This is a genomic window from Collimonas sp., assembly GCF_039923675.1.
Classification (GTDB): Bacteria; Pseudomonadota; Gammaproteobacteria; order Burkholderiales; family Burkholderiaceae_D; genus Collimonas.
On record NZ_JBDTCG010000097.1, the window covers coordinates 128,845 to 151,468 of the forward strand.

Annotated in this window: 21 protein-coding genes; 9 read left to right on the top strand and 12 right to left on the bottom strand. The window is 58.4% G+C overall.

Annotated features, from left to right (window positions below; all coding sequences use genetic code 11):
* Positions 1 to 3 precede the first annotated feature (3 nt).
* Positions 4 to 846 (top strand): methylenetetrahydrofolate reductase [NAD(P)H], encoded by an 843-nt coding sequence (gene metF / locus ABI171_RS22120; protein ID WP_348094720.1) that lies wholly within the window; start codon positions 4 to 6, stop codon positions 844 to 846.
* Between the two features lie 4 nt (positions 847 to 850).
* Here metF and ABI171_RS22125 read toward each other — a convergent pair whose 3' ends face one another.
* Entirely contained in the window at positions 851 to 1,453 is a 603-nt protein-coding gene (locus ABI171_RS22125) for a 5-formyltetrahydrofolate cyclo-ligase (RefSeq protein WP_348094721.1), read from the bottom strand.
* Between the two features lie 29 nt (positions 1,454 to 1,482).
* Between ABI171_RS22125 and ABI171_RS22130 the strand changes: the two genes are divergently transcribed.
* The 4 genes from ABI171_RS22130 to ABI171_RS22145 all read left to right on the top strand — a co-directional run bounded on the left by ABI171_RS22130 (position 1,483) and on the right by ABI171_RS22145 (position 6,234).
* Positions 1,483 to 3,459, top strand: a complete 1,977-nt coding sequence (locus ABI171_RS22130) for a transglycosylase SLT domain-containing protein (protein ID WP_348094722.1) — start codon at positions 1,483 to 1,485, stop codon at positions 3,457 to 3,459.
* Positions 3,460 to 3,534: 75 nt separating this feature from the next.
* Positions 3,535 to 4,230, top strand: a complete 696-nt coding sequence (locus ABI171_RS22135) for a glutathione S-transferase family protein (RefSeq protein ID WP_348094723.1) — start codon at positions 3,535 to 3,537, stop codon at positions 4,228 to 4,230.
* A 42-nt stretch (positions 4,231 to 4,272) separates the two neighbouring features.
* Positions 4,273 to 5,499: a multifunctional CCA addition/repair protein gene (locus ABI171_RS22140; RefSeq protein ID WP_348094724.1), complete on the top strand. Its 1,227-nt coding sequence runs from the start codon at positions 4,273 to 4,275 to the stop codon at positions 5,497 to 5,499.
* Positions 5,500 to 5,532: 33 nt separating this feature from the next.
* Positions 5,533 to 6,234 carry a GNAT family N-acetyltransferase gene (locus ABI171_RS22145; protein ID WP_348094725.1) on the top strand — a complete coding sequence of 234 codons (702 nt, stop codon included), beginning with the start codon at positions 5,533 to 5,535 and terminating at the stop codon, positions 6,232 to 6,234.
* 13 nt (positions 6,235 to 6,247) lie between these two features.
* Here the strand turns inward: ABI171_RS22145 and ABI171_RS22150 are convergent, their stop codons facing one another.
* A complete protein-coding gene (locus ABI171_RS22150) occupies positions 6,248 to 6,769 on the bottom strand; it encodes an Lrp/AsnC family transcriptional regulator (RefSeq protein ID WP_098494301.1) in 522 nt (173 codons plus the stop codon).
* 173 nt (positions 6,770 to 6,942) lie between these two features.
* Here ABI171_RS22150 and phhA point away from each other — a divergent pair, with 173 nt between their 5' ends.
* The gene (gene phhA / locus ABI171_RS22155; protein WP_348094751.1) at positions 6,943 to 7,821 is read left to right on the top strand and encodes a phenylalanine 4-monooxygenase; all 879 of its coding nucleotides are present in this window, start codon (positions 6,943 to 6,945) and stop codon (positions 7,819 to 7,821) included.
* A gap of 373 nt (positions 7,822 to 8,194) precedes the next feature.
* Entirely contained in the window at positions 8,195 to 11,818 is a 3,624-nt protein-coding gene (locus tag ABI171_RS22160; protein WP_348094726.1) for an indolepyruvate ferredoxin oxidoreductase family protein, read from the top strand.
* Positions 11,819 to 11,980: 162 nt separating this feature from the next.
* Here ABI171_RS22160 and queC read toward each other — a convergent pair whose 3' ends face one another.
* The 3 genes from queC to ABI171_RS22175 form a co-directional block, all read right to left on the bottom strand.
* Positions 11,981 to 12,712: a 7-cyano-7-deazaguanine synthase QueC gene (queC, locus tag ABI171_RS22165; protein ID WP_348094727.1), complete on the bottom strand. Its 732-nt coding sequence runs from the start codon at positions 12,710 to 12,712 to the stop codon at positions 11,981 to 11,983.
* Positions 12,713 to 12,764: 52 nt separating this feature from the next.
* Positions 12,765 to 13,535, bottom strand: coding sequence for a DUF3108 domain-containing protein (locus tag ABI171_RS22170; RefSeq protein ID WP_348094728.1), 771 nt, complete (start codon positions 13,533 to 13,535; stop codon positions 12,765 to 12,767).
* Positions 13,536 to 13,596: 61 nt separating this feature from the next.
* Positions 13,597 to 14,724, bottom strand: coding sequence for a DUF3108 domain-containing protein (locus ABI171_RS22175; protein ID WP_348094729.1), 1,128 nt, complete (start codon positions 14,722 to 14,724; stop codon positions 13,597 to 13,599).
* A gap of 127 nt (positions 14,725 to 14,851) precedes the next feature.
* Between ABI171_RS22175 and ABI171_RS22180 the strand changes: the two genes are divergently transcribed.
* Both ABI171_RS22180 and ABI171_RS22185 read left to right on the top strand, forming a co-directional pair.
* On the top strand, positions 14,852 to 16,150 hold the full coding sequence (locus ABI171_RS22180; protein ID WP_348094730.1) for a branched-chain amino acid ABC transporter substrate-binding protein: 1,299 nt from the start codon (positions 14,852 to 14,854) through the stop codon (positions 16,148 to 16,150).
* A 45-nt stretch (positions 16,151 to 16,195) separates the two neighbouring features.
* Positions 16,196 to 16,903: a PhaM family polyhydroxyalkanoate granule multifunctional regulatory protein gene (locus tag ABI171_RS22185; RefSeq protein ID WP_348094731.1), complete on the top strand. Its 708-nt coding sequence runs from the start codon at positions 16,196 to 16,198 to the stop codon at positions 16,901 to 16,903.
* Positions 16,904 to 16,914: 11 nt separating this feature from the next.
* On the opposite strand, the gene ABI171_RS22190 is transcribed toward ABI171_RS22185, so the two are convergent.
* The 7 genes from ABI171_RS22190 to ABI171_RS22220 form a co-directional block, all read right to left on the bottom strand.
* Positions 16,915 to 17,340 (bottom strand): nuclear transport factor 2 family protein, encoded by a 426-nt coding sequence (locus ABI171_RS22190; protein ID WP_348094732.1) that lies wholly within the window; start codon positions 17,338 to 17,340, stop codon positions 16,915 to 16,917.
* Positions 17,337 to 18,113: an SDR family NAD(P)-dependent oxidoreductase gene (locus ABI171_RS22195; RefSeq protein WP_348094733.1), complete on the bottom strand. Its 777-nt coding sequence runs from the start codon at positions 18,111 to 18,113 to the stop codon at positions 17,337 to 17,339. Before ABI171_RS22195 ends, ABI171_RS22190 begins: the two co-directional genes overlap by 4 nt.
* On the bottom strand, positions 18,110 to 18,616 hold the full coding sequence (locus ABI171_RS22200) for a DUF3833 domain-containing protein (RefSeq protein ID WP_348094752.1): 507 nt from the start codon (positions 18,614 to 18,616) through the stop codon (positions 18,110 to 18,112). Before ABI171_RS22200 ends, ABI171_RS22195 begins: the two co-directional genes overlap by 4 nt.
* A gap of 64 nt (positions 18,617 to 18,680) precedes the next feature.
* Positions 18,681 to 19,925 carry an MFS transporter gene (locus ABI171_RS22205; RefSeq protein ID WP_348094753.1) on the bottom strand — a complete coding sequence of 415 codons (1,245 nt, stop codon included), beginning with the start codon at positions 19,923 to 19,925 and terminating at the stop codon, positions 18,681 to 18,683.
* Positions 19,925 to 20,509 carry a chalcone isomerase family protein gene (locus ABI171_RS22210; RefSeq protein ID WP_348094734.1) on the bottom strand — a complete coding sequence of 195 codons (585 nt, stop codon included), beginning with the start codon at positions 20,507 to 20,509 and terminating at the stop codon, positions 19,925 to 19,927. Before ABI171_RS22210 ends, ABI171_RS22205 begins: the two co-directional genes overlap by 1 nt.
* A gap of 14 nt (positions 20,510 to 20,523) precedes the next feature.
* On the bottom strand, positions 20,524 to 21,777 hold the full coding sequence (locus tag ABI171_RS22215) for a cyclopropane-fatty-acyl-phospholipid synthase family protein (RefSeq protein WP_348094735.1): 1,254 nt from the start codon (positions 21,775 to 21,777) through the stop codon (positions 20,524 to 20,526).
* Positions 21,774 to 22,601 carry a DUF1365 domain-containing protein gene (locus ABI171_RS22220; protein WP_348094736.1) on the bottom strand — a complete coding sequence of 276 codons (828 nt, stop codon included), beginning with the start codon at positions 22,599 to 22,601 and terminating at the stop codon, positions 21,774 to 21,776. The genes ABI171_RS22215 and ABI171_RS22220 overlap by 4 nt, the downstream gene beginning before the upstream one ends.
* Positions 22,602 to 22,624: the final 23 nt, after the last annotated feature.

A 22,624-nucleotide genomic window follows, 5' to 3' on the forward strand; every position in this document is an offset into this window, starting at 1 on the left:
AAAATGGCACAAAAGAATTTTAGTATCGAGTTTTTCCCGCCGAAGACACCTGAGGGCACCGAAAAGCTGCGGGTGACGCGCGCCAAGCTGGCGGAGCTGCATCCGCGCTATTTTTCGGTTACTTTCGGCGCCGGCGGTTCGACTCAAAAAGGTACGCTGGATACGGTGCTGGATATCCGCAGCGAAGGCCACGAAGCGGCGCCGCATCTGTCTTGCCTGGGTAGTTCGCGCGAATCGTTGCGCGCCATCCTGACGCAATACAAGGATCACGGCATCAAGCGCCTGGTCGCCTTGCGCGGCGATTTACCCAGCGGCTACGGCGCGGTGGATTTTTCTTCCGGCGAGTTCCGCTATGCGAATGAGCTGGTGGAATTCATTCGCGCAGAAACCGGCGACTGGTTTCATATCGAAGTTGCGGCTTATCCTGAAATGCATCCGCAGGCAAAGTCGCCGCAAGACGATGTGCAGCGATATGTCAGCAAGGTGAAAGCCGGCGCCAATGGCGCCATCACCCAGTATTTCTACAATGCGGATGCGTACTTCCGCTTTGTCGACGAAGCGCAAAAACTGGGTGCTACAGTGCCGGTGATTGCCGGCATCATGCCGATCACCAACTATTCGCAACTGATGCGTTTTTCCGACATGTGCGGCACCGAGATCCCGCGCTGGGTCCGTCTCAAGCTGGCCAGCTATGGCGACGATACCGATTCGATCAAGGCTTTCGGCCTGGATGTGGTGACGCAGCTATGCGAGCGCTTGCTTGCCGGCGGCGCGCCAGGATTGCACTTCTATACGCTGAACCAGTCGCTGGCGACGGTCGCCATCTGGCAGCGCTTAAAATTGTAAGCGGTTATAAGCTGATTGTTTCAGTGATGATGGCGTCCAGCGCAATATCATGCGGCGCGCCGTCAAAATCCACCAGTCCGCAGGAATAGGCAATCCCGATTGCCTGCGGACGCGGCGTCGGCGCCAGCGTCCTGTCATAAAAGCCGCCACCATAGCCGAGCCTTACCTTGCGGCGATTGAAGCCGACACAGGGAATCAGCAAGGCCGATGGTGTCGCAGTCATATTGCTGGCCGGTACTGAAACGCCGAAACTATCCTTGTTCATGCTCTCACCCGGCGTCCACGCCACAAAGCGCAAAGGCTGGTCATTGGCGACCACGACCGGCAACGCCAGCTGCAGCCCGCGCGCCGCCAGTTCTGCACAGGCCGGCCGCAAATCCGGTTCGCCGCGGATCGGCCAATAGATTCCCAGCACGCCATCCGGATTGGTTTGCCGCCACTGCGTGACCCAGGCAATTACCCGCCGCCCGAGTTCCGCGTCCCAATCCTGCCGCCTGCCCGCATCTATCGCGCGTCGCGCCGCCAGCAGCGCAGGTCGCAATAACGCTTTGTCCGAGCCGCTTTCCGGTGTTGCATCACTGGCATCACATGCTATGCTAGGCGTCATCGTTCGTACCCGTAAAAAATAGGTTTAACATGCTTAAAAAGAAATGGCTTGCTGTTATCGCCGTCGCCGTGGCGTCCTCCGCCGTGGTGACAAGTACAGCTTATGCGCAAAAGCGCTCCACAAACAGCGCTGCTATCGGCAGCTACGCCAGCCAGGATGATGCATTCCTGGCCCTGCGCGATGCCTCGCGCGCAAATAACCCCGACAAAGCAGAGCTGCTGGCTTCTACCTTGAGTGATTATGACATTCCTTCGTATGTCGATTATTACCGTCTGAAACCGTTGATCAAGGACCTGGTCGCTCCGCAGGCAGACATTCGCGACTATCTCAGCCGTTACGACGGCAGCGCGATCGCCGACCGGCTGCGCAACGACTGGTTGCTGGAGCTAGGCAAGGCCGGGGACTGGGCTACGTTTGACGAGCAATATCCAAAATTCGTACTTGATGACGACACGCAGCTGAAATGCTATGCGTTGACCTCGGCGGCTTCGAAAGGCACGAATGTGGCGCCGCAGGCGCGCGCCTTGCTGATCACGCCGAAAGACTATGGCCAGGGTTGTACCGATCTGATCGGCACGCTGGCGCAAAATGGCCAGTTCACAGCCGATGATGTCTGGTTCCAGATACGGCTGGCGGTAGAGTCCGGCTTTGCCGGCGTGGCGCGCCGGATGACGCCGTTTATCGATGCCGACGATACCCAGGTGACGCAAGCGACCGATAAATCGGCGCTGGTGGTGGCGCGCGGTCCTGGCGCCGGCCGCAGCGGCCATGAGTTATTCATTCTGGCGCTGGGGCGTGTAGCCAAAAACGATACCGGACGTGCCGCGGGAGCACTGAATACCTCTTCCGAGCAGCTGTCAACCTCGGAACGTTCACTGGCTTGGGCGCAGATCGCGCTGCAGTCGGCGCTCAAGCTGGAGCCGCAAGCCATTGATTACTGGCGGCAAGTAAAGAACAATGCGTCATTATCCAGTGATGCCTATCAATGGCGCGTGCGTTCAGCGCTGCGCGGCGGCGACTGGAAATTGGTCCGCAGCGGCATCGAAGCGATGCCGGAGGCTTTGCGTAGCGATCCGACCTGGGTCTATTGGCTGGCCCGCGCCGACCAGGTCGAAGGCAAGGTTGATCAAGCACAGGAGAAGTTCCAGTCGATAGCGGACCAGACCAATTTCTATGGCCAGCTGGCATTGGAAGAACTGGGGCAAAAGATTATTGCAGTGTCTTCCACGCAGGCATTCACCCCGGCCGAAATGGCGGCGATGACAAGTAACCAGGGTTTCCGTCGCGCCTTGCGTTTCTTCGACATGAATCTGCGTTTTGAAGCCGTGCGCGAATGGAACTGGGAATTGCGCGGAATGACTGACCGCCAATTGCTGACGGCTGCCGAATTCGCACGGCGGAACGATATCCTGGATCGCATGGTGAATACATCCGACCGCACCAAGGTCGAGGTCGATTTCAGCCAGCGCTTCCCGTCGCCGCATCGCGATGTCATGAGCACAAATACCCAAAACCTGGGTCTCGACATGGCTTGGGTATACGGCCTGATCCGGCAAGAGTCGCGATTCATGCGCAGCGCCCGTTCGAATGTCGGCGCCAGTGGCCTGATGCAGGTGATGCCGGCGACGGCGAAATGGGTCGCCAAGAAAATCGGGCTGAACGGTTTTACCACAGACCAGATTTCTGATGTGAATACCAATATCATGTTGGGGACGAATTATCTCAGCATGGTGCTGTCTGATCTGGACGGTTCCCAAGCGCTGGCCTCTGCCGCCTACAACGCCGGCCCCGGCCGGCCGCGCGCCTGGCGTTCGACCTTGCCTGGCACGGTGGAAGGGGCGATCTTTGCCGAGTCGATTCCGTTTAACGAAACCCGCGGCTACGTCAAGAACGTGCTCTCCAATGCGACTTACTACGCTGCCTTGTTTGACGGCAAGCCGCAATCCCTGAAGGCGCGTCTGGGCACCGTTGCGCCTAAGGGGTTTGTCGAATCGGCTTTGCCTTGACCGTCGTATTTCTGCAGTCGGCGCCCGGCAGGAATATTGCGTGGAATTTTGACATTCGTAGTCTCGGAGCGGTATATGCAAACCACAGAACTCGATCCAAGCCTGTCGGCTTCCTTGAAGAAAGCCGGAGATGGGGGCCTGACGCTGGTGATCGCCAATAAAAATTATTCCTCATGGTCGATGCGGCCGTGGGTGGCGATGACCGCGTTCGGCATACCCTTCAAAGAGCACAAGATCCTGTTGCGTCAGGCGCATACCGCCAACGAAATAGGGCGCTATTGCGCCAGCGGCCGGGTGCCGATCTTGATGGTGGGCGAGACGCCGGTCTGGGATTCCCTGGCCATCTGCGAATACCTGGCGGAACAGTTTCCCGATCTCGGCATGTGGCCGCAGGACACGCTGGCGCGCGCCACCGCGCGCTCCATATGCGCCGAGATGCATTCGGGATTTTCCGCTTTGCGCTCAGATATGCCGATGGATATTCGCGCCCACAAGCCGGGCCATGGACGTACCGCCGGCTCCCAGGCCGATATCGCCCGGGTGGTTGAAATCTGGGAAACCTGCTTGTCAGAATTCGGTCATCATCAGTTCTTGTTTGGCGCATTCTCGATTGCCGACGCTTACTTTGCGCCAGTCGTGATGCGTTTCCACAGTTATGGCGTATCGCTGGCGCCGGCTCTGCAAGCCTATGCCGAGCGAGTCCAGGCCCACCCGGCGGTGACGCGCTGGATGCGCGAGGCGTTGGCGGAAACGGAAGTATTACCAGGTTAAGGATTGCCGGATTTGCATTTCATTACGGGTTCAATTGAAGACATGAAAGTTTTTGCGGTTGGCGGCGCAGTACGCGACGAATTGCTCGGGTTTCCGGTAAAGGACCGTGATTACGTGGTGGTCGGCGCGACGCCGGAAGACATGCTGGCGCAAGGGTTCCGTCCGGTCGGCAAGGATTTCCCGGTGTTCCTGCATCCGGACACGCATGAAGAATATGCGCTGGCGCGTACCGAGCGCAAGACTGCGCCTGGCTACAAAGGTTTTGTGTTCCATACCGCGTCCGACGTCACGCTGGAACAAGACCTGGTGCGCCGCGACCTGACCATCAACGCCATCGCGCGCGCCGACGACGGCGCCCTGGCCGATCCGTTCAACGGCCGCCAGGATCTGCAGGACCGCATCTTCCGTCATGTCTCCGATGCTTTCGCCGAAGACCCGGTGCGCATCTTGCGCGTCGCCCGGTTTGCCGCACGCTTCACCGATTTTACAGTGGCGCCGGAGACCAACGCATTGATGCAGAACATGGTGGCAGCCGGCGAAGTGGATGCACTGGTGCCGGAACGCGTCTGGCAAGAACTGGCGCGCGGCCTGATGGAAAACCGGCCATCGCGCATGTTTGAAGTCTTGCGCGCATGCGGCGCACTGGCGCGCATCTTGCCGGAACTGGACGTTTTGTGGGGCATTCCGCAGCCGGAGAAATATCATCCGGAGATCGACACCGGCGTACACGTGATGATGGTGGTGGACACTGCCGCCCGTGAAAATTATCCGCTGCCGGTGCGTTTTGCCTGCATCATGCATGACCTGGGCAAGGGCGTGACGCCGGCGGCCGGCTGGCCCAGCCATCACGGCCATGAAAGCCTTGGGCTGGAACTGGCGGAGCGGGTTTGCCAGCGTCTTAAAGTGCCGAGCGAAGCGCGCGACCTGGCGCTGATGACGACGCGGGAGCATGGCAACGTCGGCCGCGCTTTCGAGCTGCGTGCCAGCACCATCGTCAACTTGCTGGGACGCTGCGACGCCTTTCGCAAGCCCGAGCGTTTTATTGATATGCTACGTGCCACCGAATGCGATTCCCGCGGCAGGACCGGCTATGAAGACAAGCCGTTTCCGCAGTTGGCGTATTTGCAGGCTGCGCTGCGGGCGGCGCAGTCGGTCAACGCCGGCGTGATTGCCGGCATGTTCCAGCAGCAGCCGCAGCGGATACCCGAAGCGATTCACGCCGCCCGGGTCGAGGTGGTTGAGCAACTGGTGCAAGCGCAGCGGCGATAATCCGGATCAGCTGATCCGACCAGAGAGGCCAGGATGACGGCGACAGATGCGAAGGTGGGCGGCACCAGCGGGATACCCGCTGGCGGCTCTGACCATGCCAAGACGTCGCGGCCGACCATCTTCGTCAAGGAATTGTCGCGGCGTGCACGTAAGCGGCTGTTGCGTCATTTCCTGGCATTGAGCAGCGGCGACCGTTTGCTGCGCTTCGGCTCGGTGCTGTCGGATGACCTGGTCAGCCGCTACGTCGACAATATCGACTTCTCTCGCGATACCGTGTTCGGCGTCTACGACCGTAAATTGCGCTTGCTCGGGGTCGGCCATCTGGCATTTGCGCCGCGCGAAGCGCTGCCTTCTGTGAGCGCATCCACTACCAAGGAAAGAGTGGCCGAATTCGGCGTCTCGGTGGCCGCGTCGGCGCGCGGCATGGGCGTCGGCAGCCATTTGTTCGAACGCGCAGCGATACGTTGCCGCAATGTCGATATCGATACCTTGTATATGCACTGCCTGTCATCCAACAAAGTGATGATGCACATCGCCAGGAAAGCCGGCATGGCGATCCATCGCGATTACGGCGAGGCCGACGCCTACCTGAAACTGCCACCGGCAAGTCCCGCCAGCGTGCTACAAGAAGCGGTTCAAGAACAGGTGGCGAGGCTCGATTACACCTTCAAAGCCAATCTGCGCGCGGCGCTGAAGTGGCTGGGCAACTTGCGGGGAGTTAATCGCGATAAATGAAGCGTTGGTCCGCTTAAAGCAAGGGCAGCGCCGTCGTGTCTTTCACCCGTTGCAGGGCAAAACTCGATTTGACGTCGAGTACCGCCGGATGACGCAGCAATGTCTCCATCATGAAGCGCGAAAAGTGCGCCATGTCTTCCACGTGCACCCTCAGCAGAAAATCCATTTCGCCGGTCATTGCATAACAGGCAACCACTTCCGGCCAGCGTTCCACTGCCGTCGAGAAAGAGACCCGTGGTGACATGGTCTGATGCTGTGCCGCTGCCGCTTTGGTGCCGCTCAGATAGAGCGGGTCGCTATGTTTTTCCAGGCGGACGTTGATATAGGCCAGCAGGCCGAGGCCGATCTTGTCCGGTTCCAGCAGCGCCACATATTGACGTATCACACCGGCTTGTTCCAGCTGTTTGATGCGGCGCAGGCAAGGCGACGGCGACAGATTGACGCGCTCGGCCACCTCTTGATTACTCAGGCGCCCATCTTCCTGCAAGATCGCCAGGATTTTACGATCGGTTGCATCCAATGCAATGGTTGGCATAAATAACCTCAAATATAGGTGTTTTTGATATATTAATGCGCAAATCTCAGTCAGAGGAATTAATTTTGCAATTAACTGCCTCCGACTCGCCCGTATACTGTACGCATAAACGTGTACGCATAAACGTAGCAAAACGCCTTGGATCCGGGACAAACAGAATGAATGCAAACGTAATGGGCATGAGCCTGAACACCGATGATTTTTTTGCCACCGTCGCTGAAAAGTCGGACGGCGCCTCGCTGCGCGGCGACTACAGCAAGATCGATGCGCAATACGTGGTCAAGCAGGATTGGGATGCCTACACGCCGGAGCAGCATGCACTGTGGCGTCGCCTGTATCAACGGCAAGCCAAGCTGATCCCGGGCCGGGCCTGCGATGTGTTCATTGAAAGCCTGGAGCTGCTGAACATCGGCGACGGCATTCCGCGTTTTGAAGAAAGTTCGGCCTTGCTGTTCAAGGCCACCGGCTGGACGCTGGTGGCGGTGCCTGGCCTGGTGCCGGATCACACTTTCTTCGAGCACCTGGCCAATCGCCGCTTCCCGGTCACGGTCTGGCTGCGCGACCCGGAAGAGTTCGACTACATCGTCGAGCCGGACGTCTTCCATGATTTTTTCGGTCATGTTCCACTCTTGTTCAACCCGATTTTTGCCGACCATTTGCAGGACTACGGCATCGGCGCCCTGAAGGCGATGAAACTGGACGGCCTGTCGATGCTGGCGCGCCTGTACTGGTATACGGTTGAATTCGGCCTGATCCAGAGTCCGGAAGGCTTGCGCGTATATGGCGCCGGTATCCTGTCGTCGGGCGGCGAAATCGAGCATTGTCTGAGCAGTCCGGCGCCGTTGCGTTTGCCGTTCGATGTCGAACGCGTGATGCGCACCTTGTACAAGATCGACTCGTATCAGGAAACCTATTTTGTCATCAATGATTTCAAGCAGCTGTTCGATGATACCGCACCGGATTTCACGCCCGTCTATGCGCGCCTGAAAACGCAGGAGCCATTGCCGGCGAATGCTTTGCAGGCAGGCGAAACTAATCTGGCGTTGAAATAAAAAAGCGGATCCTGCCGGGGAGAGCAGAATCCGCGAACTAGTGATAATGGGAACACTAGAGGGAGGAATGCCCGACATGGCTGGTCCAGGGGAGGTATTCAACCATATCAGACAAGGTGCCATTACACGCCCAGTCGCTCTTCTGATCTACTCGATTTACCAGTTGTTACAGTTGTTACCCCGATACCGGCCTGCCTGATTGCTGCGCCGTGCATTGAGTCGGCCCCCCGCATGTGATAATCTTGGGGCCGTAACAGGCAGGAAAAATGCAGGAAAAAAATGAACGATTTGCCCACAAGGCAAAGACGTTTGACCGCGTAGGATAACCTCCACGCAGTGCAATCAAAAACATAATTTTTGGCACGGAGACTGAATGAACGCACCACTCAAATCGGCGGAAGACTTGCTGCCCGCACAAACGGCGCAAGCGTCTGAAGGCGATAACATCACCCTTGATGACAAATTTACACTAGAACGTGGCCGTGCTTTCATGACGGGCACGCAGGCCATTATTCGTTTGCCAATGTTGCAACGGCAGCGCGATGTGATGGCTGGTTTGAACACCGCCGGTTTCGTTACCGGCTATCGTGGCTCACCGCTTGGCAGTGTCGACCTGACCGCCGCCAAGGCAAAAAAATATCTTGAATCGCACCACGTCAAATTCCACCCCGGAATGAACGAAGACCTTGCCGCCACCAGTGTCTGGGGTACGCAGCAGGTGAACCTGTTTCCGGGCGCGCAATATGACGGCGTATTCGGCATGTGGTACGGCAAAGGCCCCGGCGTCGATCGCTGCGGCGACGTTTTCAAGCACGCCAATATGGCCGGCACCTCCAAGAATGGCGGCGTGCTGGTATTGGCAGGTGATGATCACGCGGCAAAGTCATCGACTACCGCGCATCAAAGCGAACACATCCTGAAGGCCTGCGGTATCCCGGTACTGTACCCGTCTTCGGTGCAGGAATATCTGGATTACGGCTTGCACGGCTGGGCCATGAGCCGTTATACCGGCTTGTGGGTGTCGATGAAATGCGTCACCGACCTGGTCGAATCCGGCGCCTCGATCGATCTCGATCCGGACCGCGTAAAGATTGTCTTGCCGACCGATTTCGAATTGCCTGCCGATGGTTTGAATATCCGTTTGCCGGACACCGTGCTGGGACAAGAAGCGCGGATGAACAATTACAAATGGTACGCCGCGCTGGCCTACGCCCGCGTCAACAAGCTGAACCAGATCATCTGGGACAGCCCACGCGCCAAGATCGGCATCATCACCGCCGGCAAATCGTATCTGGATACGCGCCAGGCGCTGGCCGATCTCGGCATCGACGAAACCGTCGCGCGCGACATCGGCATCCGTCTGTACAAGATCGGCATGACGTGGCCGCTGGAAGCGGAAGGCGTACGCGAGTTTGCACAGGGCCTGGAAGAAATCCTGGTGGTGGAAGAGAAACGCCAGATCCTGGAATACCAGGTCAAGGAAGAACTGTACAACTGGCGCGACGATGTGCGGCCACGCGTGGTCGGCAAGTTCGACGATACCGGCGAGTGGAGCAACCGCAGCGGCGAAGGCCATGGCGACTGGCTGCTGCCGGCGACCTATGAATTGAATCCGGCGCAAATCGCCCGGGCGATTGCGACCCGCGTCTCGAAATATTTTGCCGGCCATCCGGTGGCGCAGCGTGTGCAGCAACGGGTAGCCTATCTGGAAGCGAAGGAAGCGCTGCTGAACATCAGCAGCAAACCTGATCCGAACAAGGATCGTGTGCCGCATTTCTGTTCCGGCTGTCCGCACAATACTTCCACCAAGCTGCCGGATGGCAGCCGCGGTCTGGCGGGTATCGGTTGCCATTACATGGTGCTGTGGATGGACCGCGAATCGTCCACTTTCACCCACATGGGCGGCGAAGGTGTGACTTGGGTCGGGCAAGCGCCATTTACCTCGGAAAAACACGTGTTCGCCAATCTCGGCGATGGCACTTATTTCCACTCCGGCCTGTTGGCGATCCGTGCCTCGGTCGCCGCCAAGGTCAATATCACCTACAAGATCCTGTTCAACGATGCGGTAGCGATGACCGGCGGCCAGGCTTTCGACGGCCCGCTCGACCCGGCCATGATTTCACGCCAGATCGCCGCAGAAGGCGTGACGCCGATTATCGTGGTGACCGATGAGCCGGAAAAATATGCTTCCAGCACCGACTGGGCGCCTGGCGTGACGATCCGTCACCGTAGCGAACTCGATGCGGTGCAACGTGAGCTGCGCGAGATCGAGGGCACCTCGGCAATGATTTACGACCAGACTTGCGCTTCGGAAAAGCGCCGCCGCCGGAAACGCAACGAGTATCCGGATCCAGCCAAGCGCGCGGTGATCAACGAAGCCGTCTGTGAAGGCTGCGGCGATTGCAGCGTGCAGTCGAATTGCCTGTCGGTGGAACCGTTGGAAACCGATCTCGGCCGCAAACGCCAGATCAACCAATCCTCATGCAACAAGGATTTTTCCTGCGTGACCGGTTTTTGTCCGAGTTTTGTCACGGTCGAAGGCGGCAGCCTGAAGAAGCCGGCCAAGATAGCGGCAACCCCGGCAGCCGCTGCCGCACCTGTCGCCGCTTTGCCGTCGCCGGTCTTGCCCAACACCATCAAGCCGTTCGGCATCCTGGTGACGGGTATCGGCGGTACCGGCGTTGTGACCATTGGCCAGATCCTGGCGATGGCTGCGCACGTCGAGGGTAAAGGCTGTTCAGTGCTGGACATGAGCGGGCTGGCGCAAAAGGGCGGTCCGGTGATGTCGCACGTGCGGCTGGCCGATCATCCCGATGATATCTATTCAACCCGCGTCGGCACCGGCGACGCCGATCTGGTAATCGGTTGCGACGCCATCGTCAGCGCCAATCGCGATGCCTTGTCGCGCATGGGCGAAGGCCGCACCTACGCCGCGATCAATTCGACCAAGACGCCAACCGCGGCATTCGTCAAGAATCCCGATTGGCAATCTCCCGATGCAGCGGCCGAGCACGACATCCGCGCGGCCTGCGGCAGCGACCGCGTCGAGTTCATCAATGCCGGCCAGATCGCCACCGCCTTGATGGGCGATGCCATCGCCACCAATATGTTCATGCTGGGCTATGCCTGGCAAAAGGGTTGGGTACCGTTGCGGGAAGCATCGCTGATGCGGGCGATCGAACTGAACGCGTTGCAAGTGGCGTTCAACAAGCAAGCCTTTGTTTGGGGCCGTACCGCAGCTATCGATTTGGCCGGGCTGGAAAAACGCACTCGTCTCAGCGATACGCCGGCGCAGGTGATCGAGTTCAAACGCACGCCTAATCTGGACGACCTGATCAAACGCCGGGTGGCGTTCCTGACTTCCTACCAGGATGCCGCTTATGCAGAGCAGTACCGCGCCTTTGTCGAGCAGGTGCGTGCCGCCGAGCAGCCACATGCAGATGCCGGACGCGGCACGCAGCGCCTGAGCACGGCGGTGGCGACGTATTTGTTCAAACTGATGGCTTACAAGGATGAGTACGAAGTTGCACGCTTGTATACCGATGGTGCTTTCAAGGCGAAAATTGCCGCCATGTTCGAAGGCGACTACAAGCTCAAGTTCCATCTGGCGCCGCCATTGCTGGCCAAGCACGATGCCCATGGCCATCTGATCAAACAGGAGTTCGGTTCGTGGATGATGCGCGCTTTTGGCGTCCTGGCGAAACTGAAATTCCTGCGCGGCGGCGCGCTGGACATTTTTGGCTATACCGCCGAGCGCAAGGAAGAGCGTGCCTTGATCGTGCATTACAAGGAACTCATCGCCTCCCTGTTGCCGAAGCTGACTGCCGATAATCTGGCCAGCGCGGTCGCCATCGCCAGCCTGCCGGAAGAAATTCGCGGCTACGGCCACGTCAAGGACCGGCATCTGGCGGCAGCCCGCGCCAAGGAAGCACAGTTGCTGAATCAGTTTGCTGCACCTGAAGCAAAAGGGGAGTTGCCTCGTTCAATCGCTGCGTAGTTGAATGTTGATCGCGGTTGATCGTTAAAAAAACGGCGGGTAGATGAAGATCTACCCGCCGTTTTATATTTGCATTTCAGGATTTTTCTCAGCTAGAGTAGTGATTCGCACTTTTATGTGCCGACAAGTGTGAATCACTGCACTAACCGCCGAGTTCGCGATTCAACTGGCTGAAGTTTGTTTGTTTTGCTTGTATTGCTGGTAGCCACGCGCCCGTAGCGCACATGCCGGGCAGGTGCCGCAGCCATAACCCCAGTCATGCAAGGCGCCGCGCTCGCCCAGGTAGCAGGTATGGGTATCGGCGCGGATCAGGTCGACCAGGCCGTCGCCGCCCAAATCCTGCGCCAGTTTCCAGGTTTCCGACTTGTCGATCCACATCAGCGGCGTTTCCAGCTTGAGCCGCGTCGCCATACCCAGATTGAGCGCTACCTGCAAGGCTTTCATGGTGTCGTCACGGCAATCGGGATAACCGGAGAAATCGGTTTCGCACATGCCGCCGACCAGCACATTCAAACCGCGCCGGTAGGCCACGGTGGCGGCTACAGTCATGAACAGCAGGTTGCGACCGGGGACGAAGGTGTTCGGCAAGCCGTTTTCCTGCATCACGATTTCGACATCCTCGGTCATTGCGGTCGATGAGATCTTTGAAATCAGCGACAGGTCGATCATGTGGTCTTCGCCAAGTTTATCTGCCCATTGGGGAAACTGGGCGCGGATCTTTTGCAGCAAGACCGGCCGTACGGTCAGCTCGACGGCATGCCGCTGGCCGTAGTCGAAGCCGATCGTCTCGACCCGTTCATAGCGCCCCAGCGCCCATGCCAGGCAAGTGGTGGAATCCTGGCCGCCGCTGAAGAGGACGATGGCGCCATTTGGCGTGGTCACATTTGTAGTCATGGTTTTGCTCGCTTTTTTCTCGTATTTTGCTTATTTCTTGCTTAGTTCTTGCTTATTTTTTGCTGACTTGCTGCAGGGTTTGTTCGACAAAATCCTTGTTCGGATCGGTAAAGCGCACACGCACGGGATACCATTCCAGGGAGGGTGCCAGCCAGATATCCACCTGCTGGTCTTTAGCGTCTGGCGGCGGCGCCTTGAAAAAATGAACGGTTTCCAGATCGCCCATCGGCGTCTTGATTTTTTCCGTGTTGACGACTTTGAAGGTCCACGGTTCTGCATCGTGCATGCCCGCCACGAAGAAAGTCCAGTCGGAGCCTGGCTTGAATTTTTGCGGCGCCGCCCGGGCTACGGAAATCAGCTGCCAGATGATGCTGGTGCGATCCTGTTCGCCACCTTTGATCGGGTAGGTGTCGCCGGATTCGGAAAAACTGATGGTGCCGCCAGTGTCATTGCCGCGCTGGAAAGTCGTGGTCGTAGCTTCCTTGCGAAAACGCTTGTTGATGAACTGTGTCGGCGCCAGGCCGTAATCGTCAATTCCGCCTTCGCTGGATGATTCCAGGATTTTGCCGAACAACATGGCGCGGGTTTCCGAGTTGACGCTGAAGTGCTTGTCGGCTACCTGCCACTTGACCGTGCCTTCGCCGCCCAGCGTAATCCCGCCTTGCTTGGCTTGAATCGTATAGTTCAGCTCGGCCGACGGCGGCAGATCGGTCTTGTACTTGGTGGCGGGATGGTCCGCGCCGGCTGCGGACGCACTCAGCAGATTGCCGCAGAGTGCGGCGGCCACCGACAGGCGCAGCAAAGAAGATAGGGTTGATTTCATGATTTTCCAAAAAATATTGCTGTGTTGTTGCTGCTGATTCCTTGGATCTCACCAGCTGGGTCTAATTCAGTACCGTATCCAAACGCTTCAGCTTGGACAGCGACATGTCCAGATAGTCCCCGTCCGTCTCTGTAAAGCGCAACCTGACGGGATACCAGTCCTGTTGCGGCGATAGCCAGATGTCCAGCCGCTGTTCGTGAGAACCCGGCTCAGGAATGCGGATCACGTGCCACACCGAGAGATTGTTGCCGTCAACCTCGAGCTGTTCCTGGCCGACCACTTGCATGCGCCAGGTTTCGGCGTCCAGCGGGCCGGCGACAAACAGGTCGATCACTGCCCCCGGCGAAAATTGCGCGCTGTCGCCGCGGCCGATGCTGGCTAGCTGCCACACTACGCTGGCGCGGTCCTGTTCGCCGCCGCTGCGCGGATATTTGTTCGCCGACGACGAAAAGACAATGTTGTTGTGCTCGCGATCAAAGGTGGTTTCGGTCGCGGGTTTGCGAAAACGTTTTTGCGTATAAATCACCGGCGCTACGCCGAAGCCATTGATTTCGCCGCCGCTCTTGAAATCCAGCACGGTAATGAACAGCGCCCCGGCCTGGCCGTTGATGGTGTAATTGGCGCCATCGGTTTGCCAGGTGATTTTACCGCTGCCATGATAATTCTGGCCTTTTTGCAATGCTTCCACATTGTATTTGAGCTCCGCTGAAGGCGGCGGACTGGTCTGATAGCGTTTGCCGGCGGCGGGGACGGCTTCGGCAGGCGCTGCAGGAACCGGCGGTTCGGCGGCCGGATTGGCGGCGCTCGCGCCGTTACCCGCCGTGGCGTCAGCCATGGCTGGGCCGGCCGGCTGGGCATCGACAATAGGGGTCACGGTTTCCCTGATCGGCGTATCCGGTACTTCTACCGGCGGCTCGGTGGGGGCGCGTGGCTTAGCCGTCGCCACGGCGGAGCTCGGTTTCGGAGCCGGTTTGGGTTGCGCCTTCGGCACCTGTGGCAACAGCACAGGTTTTTCAACCGGCGGCAGGGGAACGATATTGGCCATCACCAGCTTCTCAGGCCGTTCAACCGATACCGGCAAGCTGAATTGACGGCTGCCCCAGACGATCAGGAGCAGGTGCAGCAAAGCCGTGAGCAGCAATACGCCCAGCCATCTGCGACGGCTGAGAAAAGTGTTGCTCGAAGTCAAGGAGTATTCAGAGGAAGACGACATCGGCATAGTGTAAACGATCCGTCCAGATTAACCGCGGTAAGCGCAGAGGGATGCAATAAACCACGTAAAATATTGTATCCATATGAAACCGAAATAGTTGCCGATGCTACACCGAACACGTTTCACCGTCAGCGCTGCGCTGGCATTCACGCTGGCTGGCGCGCTCGCGCCATCGTCGGCGTCCGTCTCAATGCCAGCCAATCTGGCGCCGATCCGGCTGGGCATGATCGAAGGCACGTCGGGCCCGTTTGCCAATGCCGGCGAGGCGGTGGAGCACAATATCCGTTTCGCGGTGGAACAGGTTAATGCGCGCGGCGGCGTGCGCCTGCCAGATGGCCGCCATTCGCTGAGCCTGACAGTGTTTGACAGCAAGCAAGGGGTCGAAGACGCCTTGTTGCAGTTAAAGCAATTGACCGACCAGAAAATCCCGTTCGTGCTGGAGGGTAATAGCTCTGCAGTTGCCGGCGCGTTGGTGGAGGCGATCAACAAGCACAATGCCAGAACCCCCGGCAATCGGGTGCTGTTCATGAATTACTCGGCGGTCGATCCGGCGCTGACCAATGAGAAATGCAGTTTCTGGCACTTCCGTTTCGATGCCAACGCCGACATGCGCATGCGCGCGCTGGTAGAGGTCATCAAAAACGATCGCCAGGCCAAAAGCGTGTACCTGATCGGCCAGGATTACAGTTTCGGCCAGCAGGTGGCCAAGGCAGCGCGCCAGCAACTGCAGGCGGCGCGGCCGGACATCAAGATCGTCGGCGATGAGCTGCACCCGATCGGCAAGGTAAAGGACTTTGCCCCTTACATCGCCAAGATTCGCGCCAGCGGCGCCGATACCGTGATCACCGGTAATTGGGGCAACGACCTGACCTTGCTGGTGAAAGCGGCGAAAGAAGCCGGCTTGCATCTCAAGTTCTACACCTTCTATGCCAACAGCCTGGGAGCGCCCGCGGCCATTGGCGATGCCGGCGTAGGCACCGTGCGCGCTGTTGCCGAGTGGCATCCGAATGTTGCGGATGGCGTCCAGGATGCCGCCAGCGATGCGTTCTACCGCGGTTTCCGCCAGCGCTTCCCGCAGCCGAAAGATGACTATCTGTTTTTGCGTATGGATGTCATGATCGACATGTTGGCGGCGGCAATCGAGAAAGCCCAGACCACGGACGCAATAGCGGTGGCGCGGGCGCTCGAAGGAGCGCAATACAAGAGTCAGTTTCACCAGGCCGGCATGCGCGCCAGCGATCATCAGCTGATACAACCGCTGTATGTGGCGGTCATGCAGAAGCTTGCCGATGGCGGTATCCGTTTTGATAATGAAGGCAGCGGCTATGGCTTCAAGACCGAGCGCTATCTGGCGCCGGAAGCGACGGCTTTGCCCACCACATGCAAGATGCAGCGCCCCTGAAGCTGAGGCGGCGGTAATATGGATTTTCCTTGAAGGAGATGGGTAATGAGCAGTTCTAATATTCCAGGAGCCGGTGCAATGCAGGATAGTCTCGAATTTATCAAGAAGATGTGGGGCGGCATGGGCGTGCCAGGGATGGTTGTGCCGACCTTGTCGGTGGAAGAAATCAACAAGAAAATCACCGACCTCAAGGCGGTGGAATCATGGCTGAATCTCAACCTGAACATGTTGCGCACCACGATCCAGGCGCTTGAAGTGCAAAGTGCGACACTCTCGGCCTTGCGGGCGATGGGCGCAGTCAATCAACCGGATACGGACGACGGCGAACCGGCGGCGAACGCCTGGAGCATGCCGTCGGGTTTCCCGTTTTCCTTCATGAATCCATCCCAGAATGGCGATGCGCCGTCAGCGTCAAGTCCAACTGCATCCGCAGCGCCGAAACAGCATGAACCGGAGCCACCCGTTGCGCCGACGGTGGCAGAAGCGGCGCCTTCCTCTCCAGGGAATGCAAACGCCTGGTGGGACCTGTTGCAAAACCAGTTCAAGCAAGCGGTGAACAGCGTGGCGGCGACAGAAAAGGCGGCGAAACCCGCATCCACCGCTGCCGCCAAGAGTGATGCCAAGAGCGGCCCCAAAGCGCCTGCCAAACCACGCAGCAAACCGGCGGCCAAGCCTGCAGTAAAAAAAGCCGGCAGCGTAGCCGACGGCAAGACAAAGCCTGCTGCGGGAAAAGCCAAGCCGGCTCCCAAATAGCCAGCTGCCGCCTACTTGCGCGCGGCGCGTTTCAACATCCGCATCAAGCCGCCTAACAGCGGCAATTTTTCGTACAGTTCTTCCGCCGCGTCCCAATAGTCGCGATGATAAGTGACCAGGCCGGCGCCATTGAAATGCAGATGCGTGGCGCCGCGTATCGATTGTGGCGCCTTGGAAAACCGTTTCATCCTGAATTCGAAGTCCCAGGTCAGGAAAGCGCTTTGATCTTGCGCCAGTTGCGAGGTCACGACAAAACGCGCGCCATCGACCTGTACAAACATATGGGCAAAGATGTGGCGGATCTCGGCCACGCCCTTGACTTCGTTGAAGGGATCCTTGAACCAGGCGTCGTCGGCATAGATCAACGGCAGTTCCGACAAACTGTCGAGCGACAGGTTCTCAAAAAAATGCACCGCTCTTGTCTGCGGATTGTTCATAACCCGGTCGCCTTGTGTATCAACGCAAAATACAGGCGATACGGCAGCAGGCGCGCCAGCCGCAGCCAGTTGGTAAAGCGGCGCGGGAAATGCAGATGAAAATCGCCCCGTTCCAGACCCTTGATGAGAGCCGACGCTGCCTCCGGCGCGGGCATCAGCGCGGGCATTTTGAAATTGTTTCCCGCCGTTAGCGGGGTATCGACGAAACCGGGATTCACCAGGTAGACGCCGATATTGCGTGGCCGCAGGTCAAGGAACAGGCATTCCGCCAGATTGATCAAGGCGGCTTTGGTCGGGCCGTAGACCAAAGCCTTCGGCAAGCCGCTATAGCCGGCGACCGAAGCCACGATGCCGATTGCCCCCTTTTCCTGTCTCAGCAGCATCGGCAAGGTCGCGTCCAGGCAATTGAATACGCCGCGCAGATTGGTGTCGATCAGCTGGTTGGCGATTTTCAGATCGAATCTGTCGGCGCGCATTTCGTTATAAGCGCCGGCCACGATCAGCACCAGGTCGATGCCCTCCCATTGCCGCAGGATGCTGTCGCGCGCTGCGGTCACGGTCCCCGGTAAAGTGATATCCAATCTCAGTTTCAGCGCTTCGGGATGGTCCGCGGCAATCTGCTGCACGGCCTCGACATTGCGCGCTGAGAGGGCGACGCGCGCGCCTTTTGCCAGCAATTGCCGCGCCGTTTCAGCGCCGATGCCGCTCGATGCGCCAATAATCCAGACCCGCAAATTGCGCCAGTCCGTAATGGGAGGATTCAAAGGCTTCATGGACGAATATCCGGATGACGCTTACTGAACGATAAGGTGATGTCGCCCAGCTTGATGCCGTATTTGCTCATGACTGCGTGGTTAAGCATGATTTTTTCATTCATCAGTATCATCCAGTCGTCGAATGTAACTTCAATTATCTTGTCGTCTACCGGCAGCGCCATGACATAAGCCCAGTGCAGGGTGTTGCCGCCGGTATGGCCGATGGCGTCGCCGACAATATCGGCAGCGTTGCCGGTGTAAACATTATCAGCTGTTTTCCGGATGGTCCAGATACGTCGCTGCGTAGAACCATCGGCATACGTGAAATGCTCATCCAGAGTGCCGATATCGCCTTGCCAGCTACAGTCGATCACCACTGTGAAACGTTTCACGACTTTCCCTGAGCGATCCTGGAACATGCCCCAGGCGTCGAGTGTGCCATTGAAATACTGTTGCAGATTGAGGGCCGGTTGCTGGCCAGCATAATACGCCGGTTCGACTGTCGTGCCGCAGGCCGCCATGCACGTGCATAGGCAAACAGTGATGAGCAAGGATTTCAGCTTGTACATGATGGAAACTCCGGATTCAGACGTCGTGTAAAGGAGCGCGCCACAAGATCAGCGCCGCCAGCAGTTTCAATCCACAAGGAAGCAACGCATAGGCACATGCCAAGGCATGCGCGCCGTGCTGGCTATTGCTGCCGGGCTGATAGCCGAGATACTGCAGCAGCGGCAGCGAAATACCTGCCGCCAGTGCCAGGTTCATTTTGGTGGCCCAGTTCCAGATGCCGAAGTAAGCGCCTTCTTTCTGGCCGCTATGGCCGGCGCGGCCGATGACTGCGGCCAGCAGCGCCGGCGGCAGTACCAGGTCGGCGCCCAAGGCAAAGCCGGAAATGACGCAAATCACGGCGAAGGGAAAAAGGTCGCCGGCTCCCAAGCCGTAAGCCCAGATGAAGGCGCAGATCGTCAGCAGCATCGCCACCAGCCAGGCGCGTGCTTCGCCATAGCGTTTAGCCAAGGCATGCCAGGCAGGCATCGAGGCGGCGCCGGCAATGAAATACAACACCAGCAGCGGACCGCTGAAGGCGGCCAGCCGTAATCTGTCGTCGACAAAAAATAAAAACAGCGTCGCCGGGATGGCGGCGGCGATGCCGTTCATCAGGAATGCGGCGAGCAGCCAGCGAAAGCGGGGATTGCGAAATGGTTCGCATGCCGCCACTGTGACAGACTGCGGCTTGAAGCACGCCACGATCACCGGCCGCGGCGCCATGCGTAGCAGCAGCGCGCTGCCAAGCAGAACCACGGTAAACACCAGCGGCAGCCACTGGATATGCATCATGCTCGGCAAGATCGCCGCCAGGATCACGCCGATTAATCCGCAGCCTTCACGGGTTGCCGTCAGGCGCGTGCGTTGCGTCTGGCTTTGGGTCAGGGCCGCGCCCCAGCTTTGATGGGCGATCGTCGCCAGGCTGAAGCCGATATAGACCACCAGCAGGCTGCCAAGTAGCCAGGACAAGGCGAAGGAGTGGGCAAACGCGGGTGGAATAAACAGGCCGTACATGCCTGCCAGCAGAAACGGTAGCGAAAAGCGGATCGCGTTGCCATAGCGATCCAGGTTGCGCGAACGGTCGAGCCAGTTGCCCAATGCAGGATCGAGAAAGGCATCGAACAAGCGGGAAAGCAGCAGCACAGCGCCGATGGCGGCTAGCGACAGGCCGAAATTTTGCGCGTAGAAATGCGGCACATAGACATATACCGGCAACGCCACCAGCGCCAGCGGCATGCCGAACAAGCCATATGCCAGCAGTTGCCGGAAGCGGAACGCGTCCATCACTGTGGCTCGATAGGCTTGATATTTGCCAGCAGTTTTTTGCGCAGCCCGGCCGCGCTGGTTTTCGGGCTCAGCCAGATTGCAAAGAAGGCGTGCGCGAACTGCGGATCGGTGATGTCGCCGAGCGCTCTGCCGTCGAGGAAGAAGCGGGCGCCATAGCCCGGCATGAAGATACCGGTGACGTGGGTTCCCTTCACCACGTTTTTGAACAGTCCTTTCATCTGCTGCAACCAGTGGCCATAACGTTCATCGCTGGCCTCACCGGTCTTTTTCATTTCTTCGATGCTGGTTTCGGCTATGCTGTCGCTGTCAAAGGAACGGGCGTAATGCAGGTCCAGCGCAAAAGGGGCAATATCTGGCGCTGCCGCCTGATAACCTTTGGGGCCGACCCAGAGCTGCGCATCGTAAATCAGCAAGCCGAACCAGCGAAAACTGCCCTGGCCGGCCAGGCGCGCATCGGCAATGGCTCTTTCGACAAACAGCGGCGCGCCAGGCTTCAGGCCGGCATCGTTGCTGCCTTCCGCACTGGCGCTGCCGACCGTCAGCAGGGTTAACAGCGATACCGAGAGCATCCGTAGCGTCATACATCCTCCGCGGCTTAGATTTTTTGCAATGTAAATTGCGCGACATTGATGCTGCCGGCGCGGAAACCTGCTTCGCAATACGCCAGGTAAAAATCCCAGGTGCGCAGGAAGCGGTCGTCGAAGCCTTGCGTCAGCAATCTTGGCAGTTGCTGCTTGAAGGCGCTACGCCATTCCGCCAGCGTGCGCGCATAGTCGATGCCGAACAATAGCGTATCGACCACTTGCAAACCGTGCTGTTCAGCGTGTTTGCAAAATACCGAAGGCGAGGGCAGCATGCCGCCCGGGAAAATGTACTGCTGGATGAAATCGGTGCTTTTGCGATAGCGTTCAAATAATTCGTCAGCGATGACGATGCTCTGGATGCAGGCGCGGCCGCCGGCTTTCAGGTTGCGCGCAACGCAGGAAAAATAGCCCGGCCAATATTTTTCGCCAACCGCCTCGAACATCTCGATCGATGCAATGCCGTCGAACTGGCCGTTGACGTCGCGATAATCCTGCAGCAGCAATTCAGTTTTGTCGACCACGCCGGCCTGCTGCAGGCGCTGGTTGGCGAATTGCAGTTGCTCGGTCGATAAGGTCAAGCCGGTAACGTGGGCAGCCGCGTCGCGCGCGGCGATTTCGGCAAAGCCGCCCCAGCCGCAGCCGATCTCGAGTACCCGGGCGCCGTCTTGTATGTCGAGCTGCTTCAGGATGCGGTGATATTTCGCCTCTTGCGCATCCTGCAGGCTTTCCACATGGCCGTCGGAAAACAGGGCGCTGGAATAGGTCATCGATGGATCCAGCCACAGCTGGTAGAAATCGTTGCCGATATCGTAATGGGTATGGATGTTCTTGCGGCTGCCGGCTTTGCTGTTGTTATTGAACAGGTGCTTGACGCGATACAGCAGGTTGCCCCACCAGGTGCCGTAGATAATCGATTCGACCGCCAGCCGGTTGCGCACGAACAGTTCGATCAGGCCCGGCAGGTTGTCGGTGGTCCAGTGCTTGTCGATATAGGTTTCGGCAAAGCCGATATCACCAGACTTGAGCGCGGCATGGCAGACATCCCAGTTTTTCAGGGTCATGCTCAACGGCCGTGGATGGGCGTCATCGACTTTGCCGAAGGTAGCGCTCTGGCCATCCGGGAACTGCATGGTGAGGGCGCCATGTTCCAGCTTGCTGAGCATTTGCAAAATGAACTTCGCTTGCGGCGGATAACCGTCGGCCGACAAAGAGGCATTCGCCGGGCTAAGGCTGAATGCGCTGGCATGGGTGGAGTCGTAATTCATCGGGTCACCTCACTGGATGGCGGAACGGGTTTGCTGAAAAAGGGAACGCGCTTGCACCACAATCTGACTGCCTGCCAATGAATTTTCAGAATCACGCCGAAGGTCATCATTGGATAGGCCAGCATGGCCTTGGCGATAGCCCCATTGGAAATCGCCACGCCTGCCGGCGCACTGCCGCTGACGCTGGTCAACAGCAGCGGGCCGCACGCATCGTCATAGTCGATGCGTGCGGTGGTGCATTCGTGATCTTGCTGATGAGTGCTGCGTCCGGTATGCATGACGCGGAAAAAGCGAAAGCGATACACGCCTTCGACGCGGCAGAACGGCGACACATGGAGTATTTTGTTGGCGCGCAATTCGACGCCGTACGGAATATTGGCGCCCGCCACGCCTTCCAGCAGATAGCAATGGCGTTCGCCGAAGGTATTGCGGACTTCGCACAAGACCGCGCGCAGCGCGCCATCGGTACGGTGGCAAAACCAGAATGAAACCGGATTGAAGGCATAGCCGAATACCCGTGGAAAGGTCTGTAGCCAGATCTCGCCTTGGGCGTCATGGATGCCTTCCGCGCGCAGCAAGCCGTCGATCCAGTCCAGCGGCGTTTGCTTGCCGTCACCGTAATCCTTGTCGTGGAACGACAAAAGGTTGAAGCGATTGCGCGACAAAAACGGATTGTCGAAACCACCGGACGTAAGCGTACTCAAGGTACGCAGGGGCAGCCGCAAGTAATACACGCCATAGCTGAAAGCGTTACGCTTCGGCTTCAGGCGCAGATGACGGACTTTGCCGAAGCACAGTTGGATTTGATGCGGCGTCGTTTGCATGATGAGGTCCACGATTCAACAGG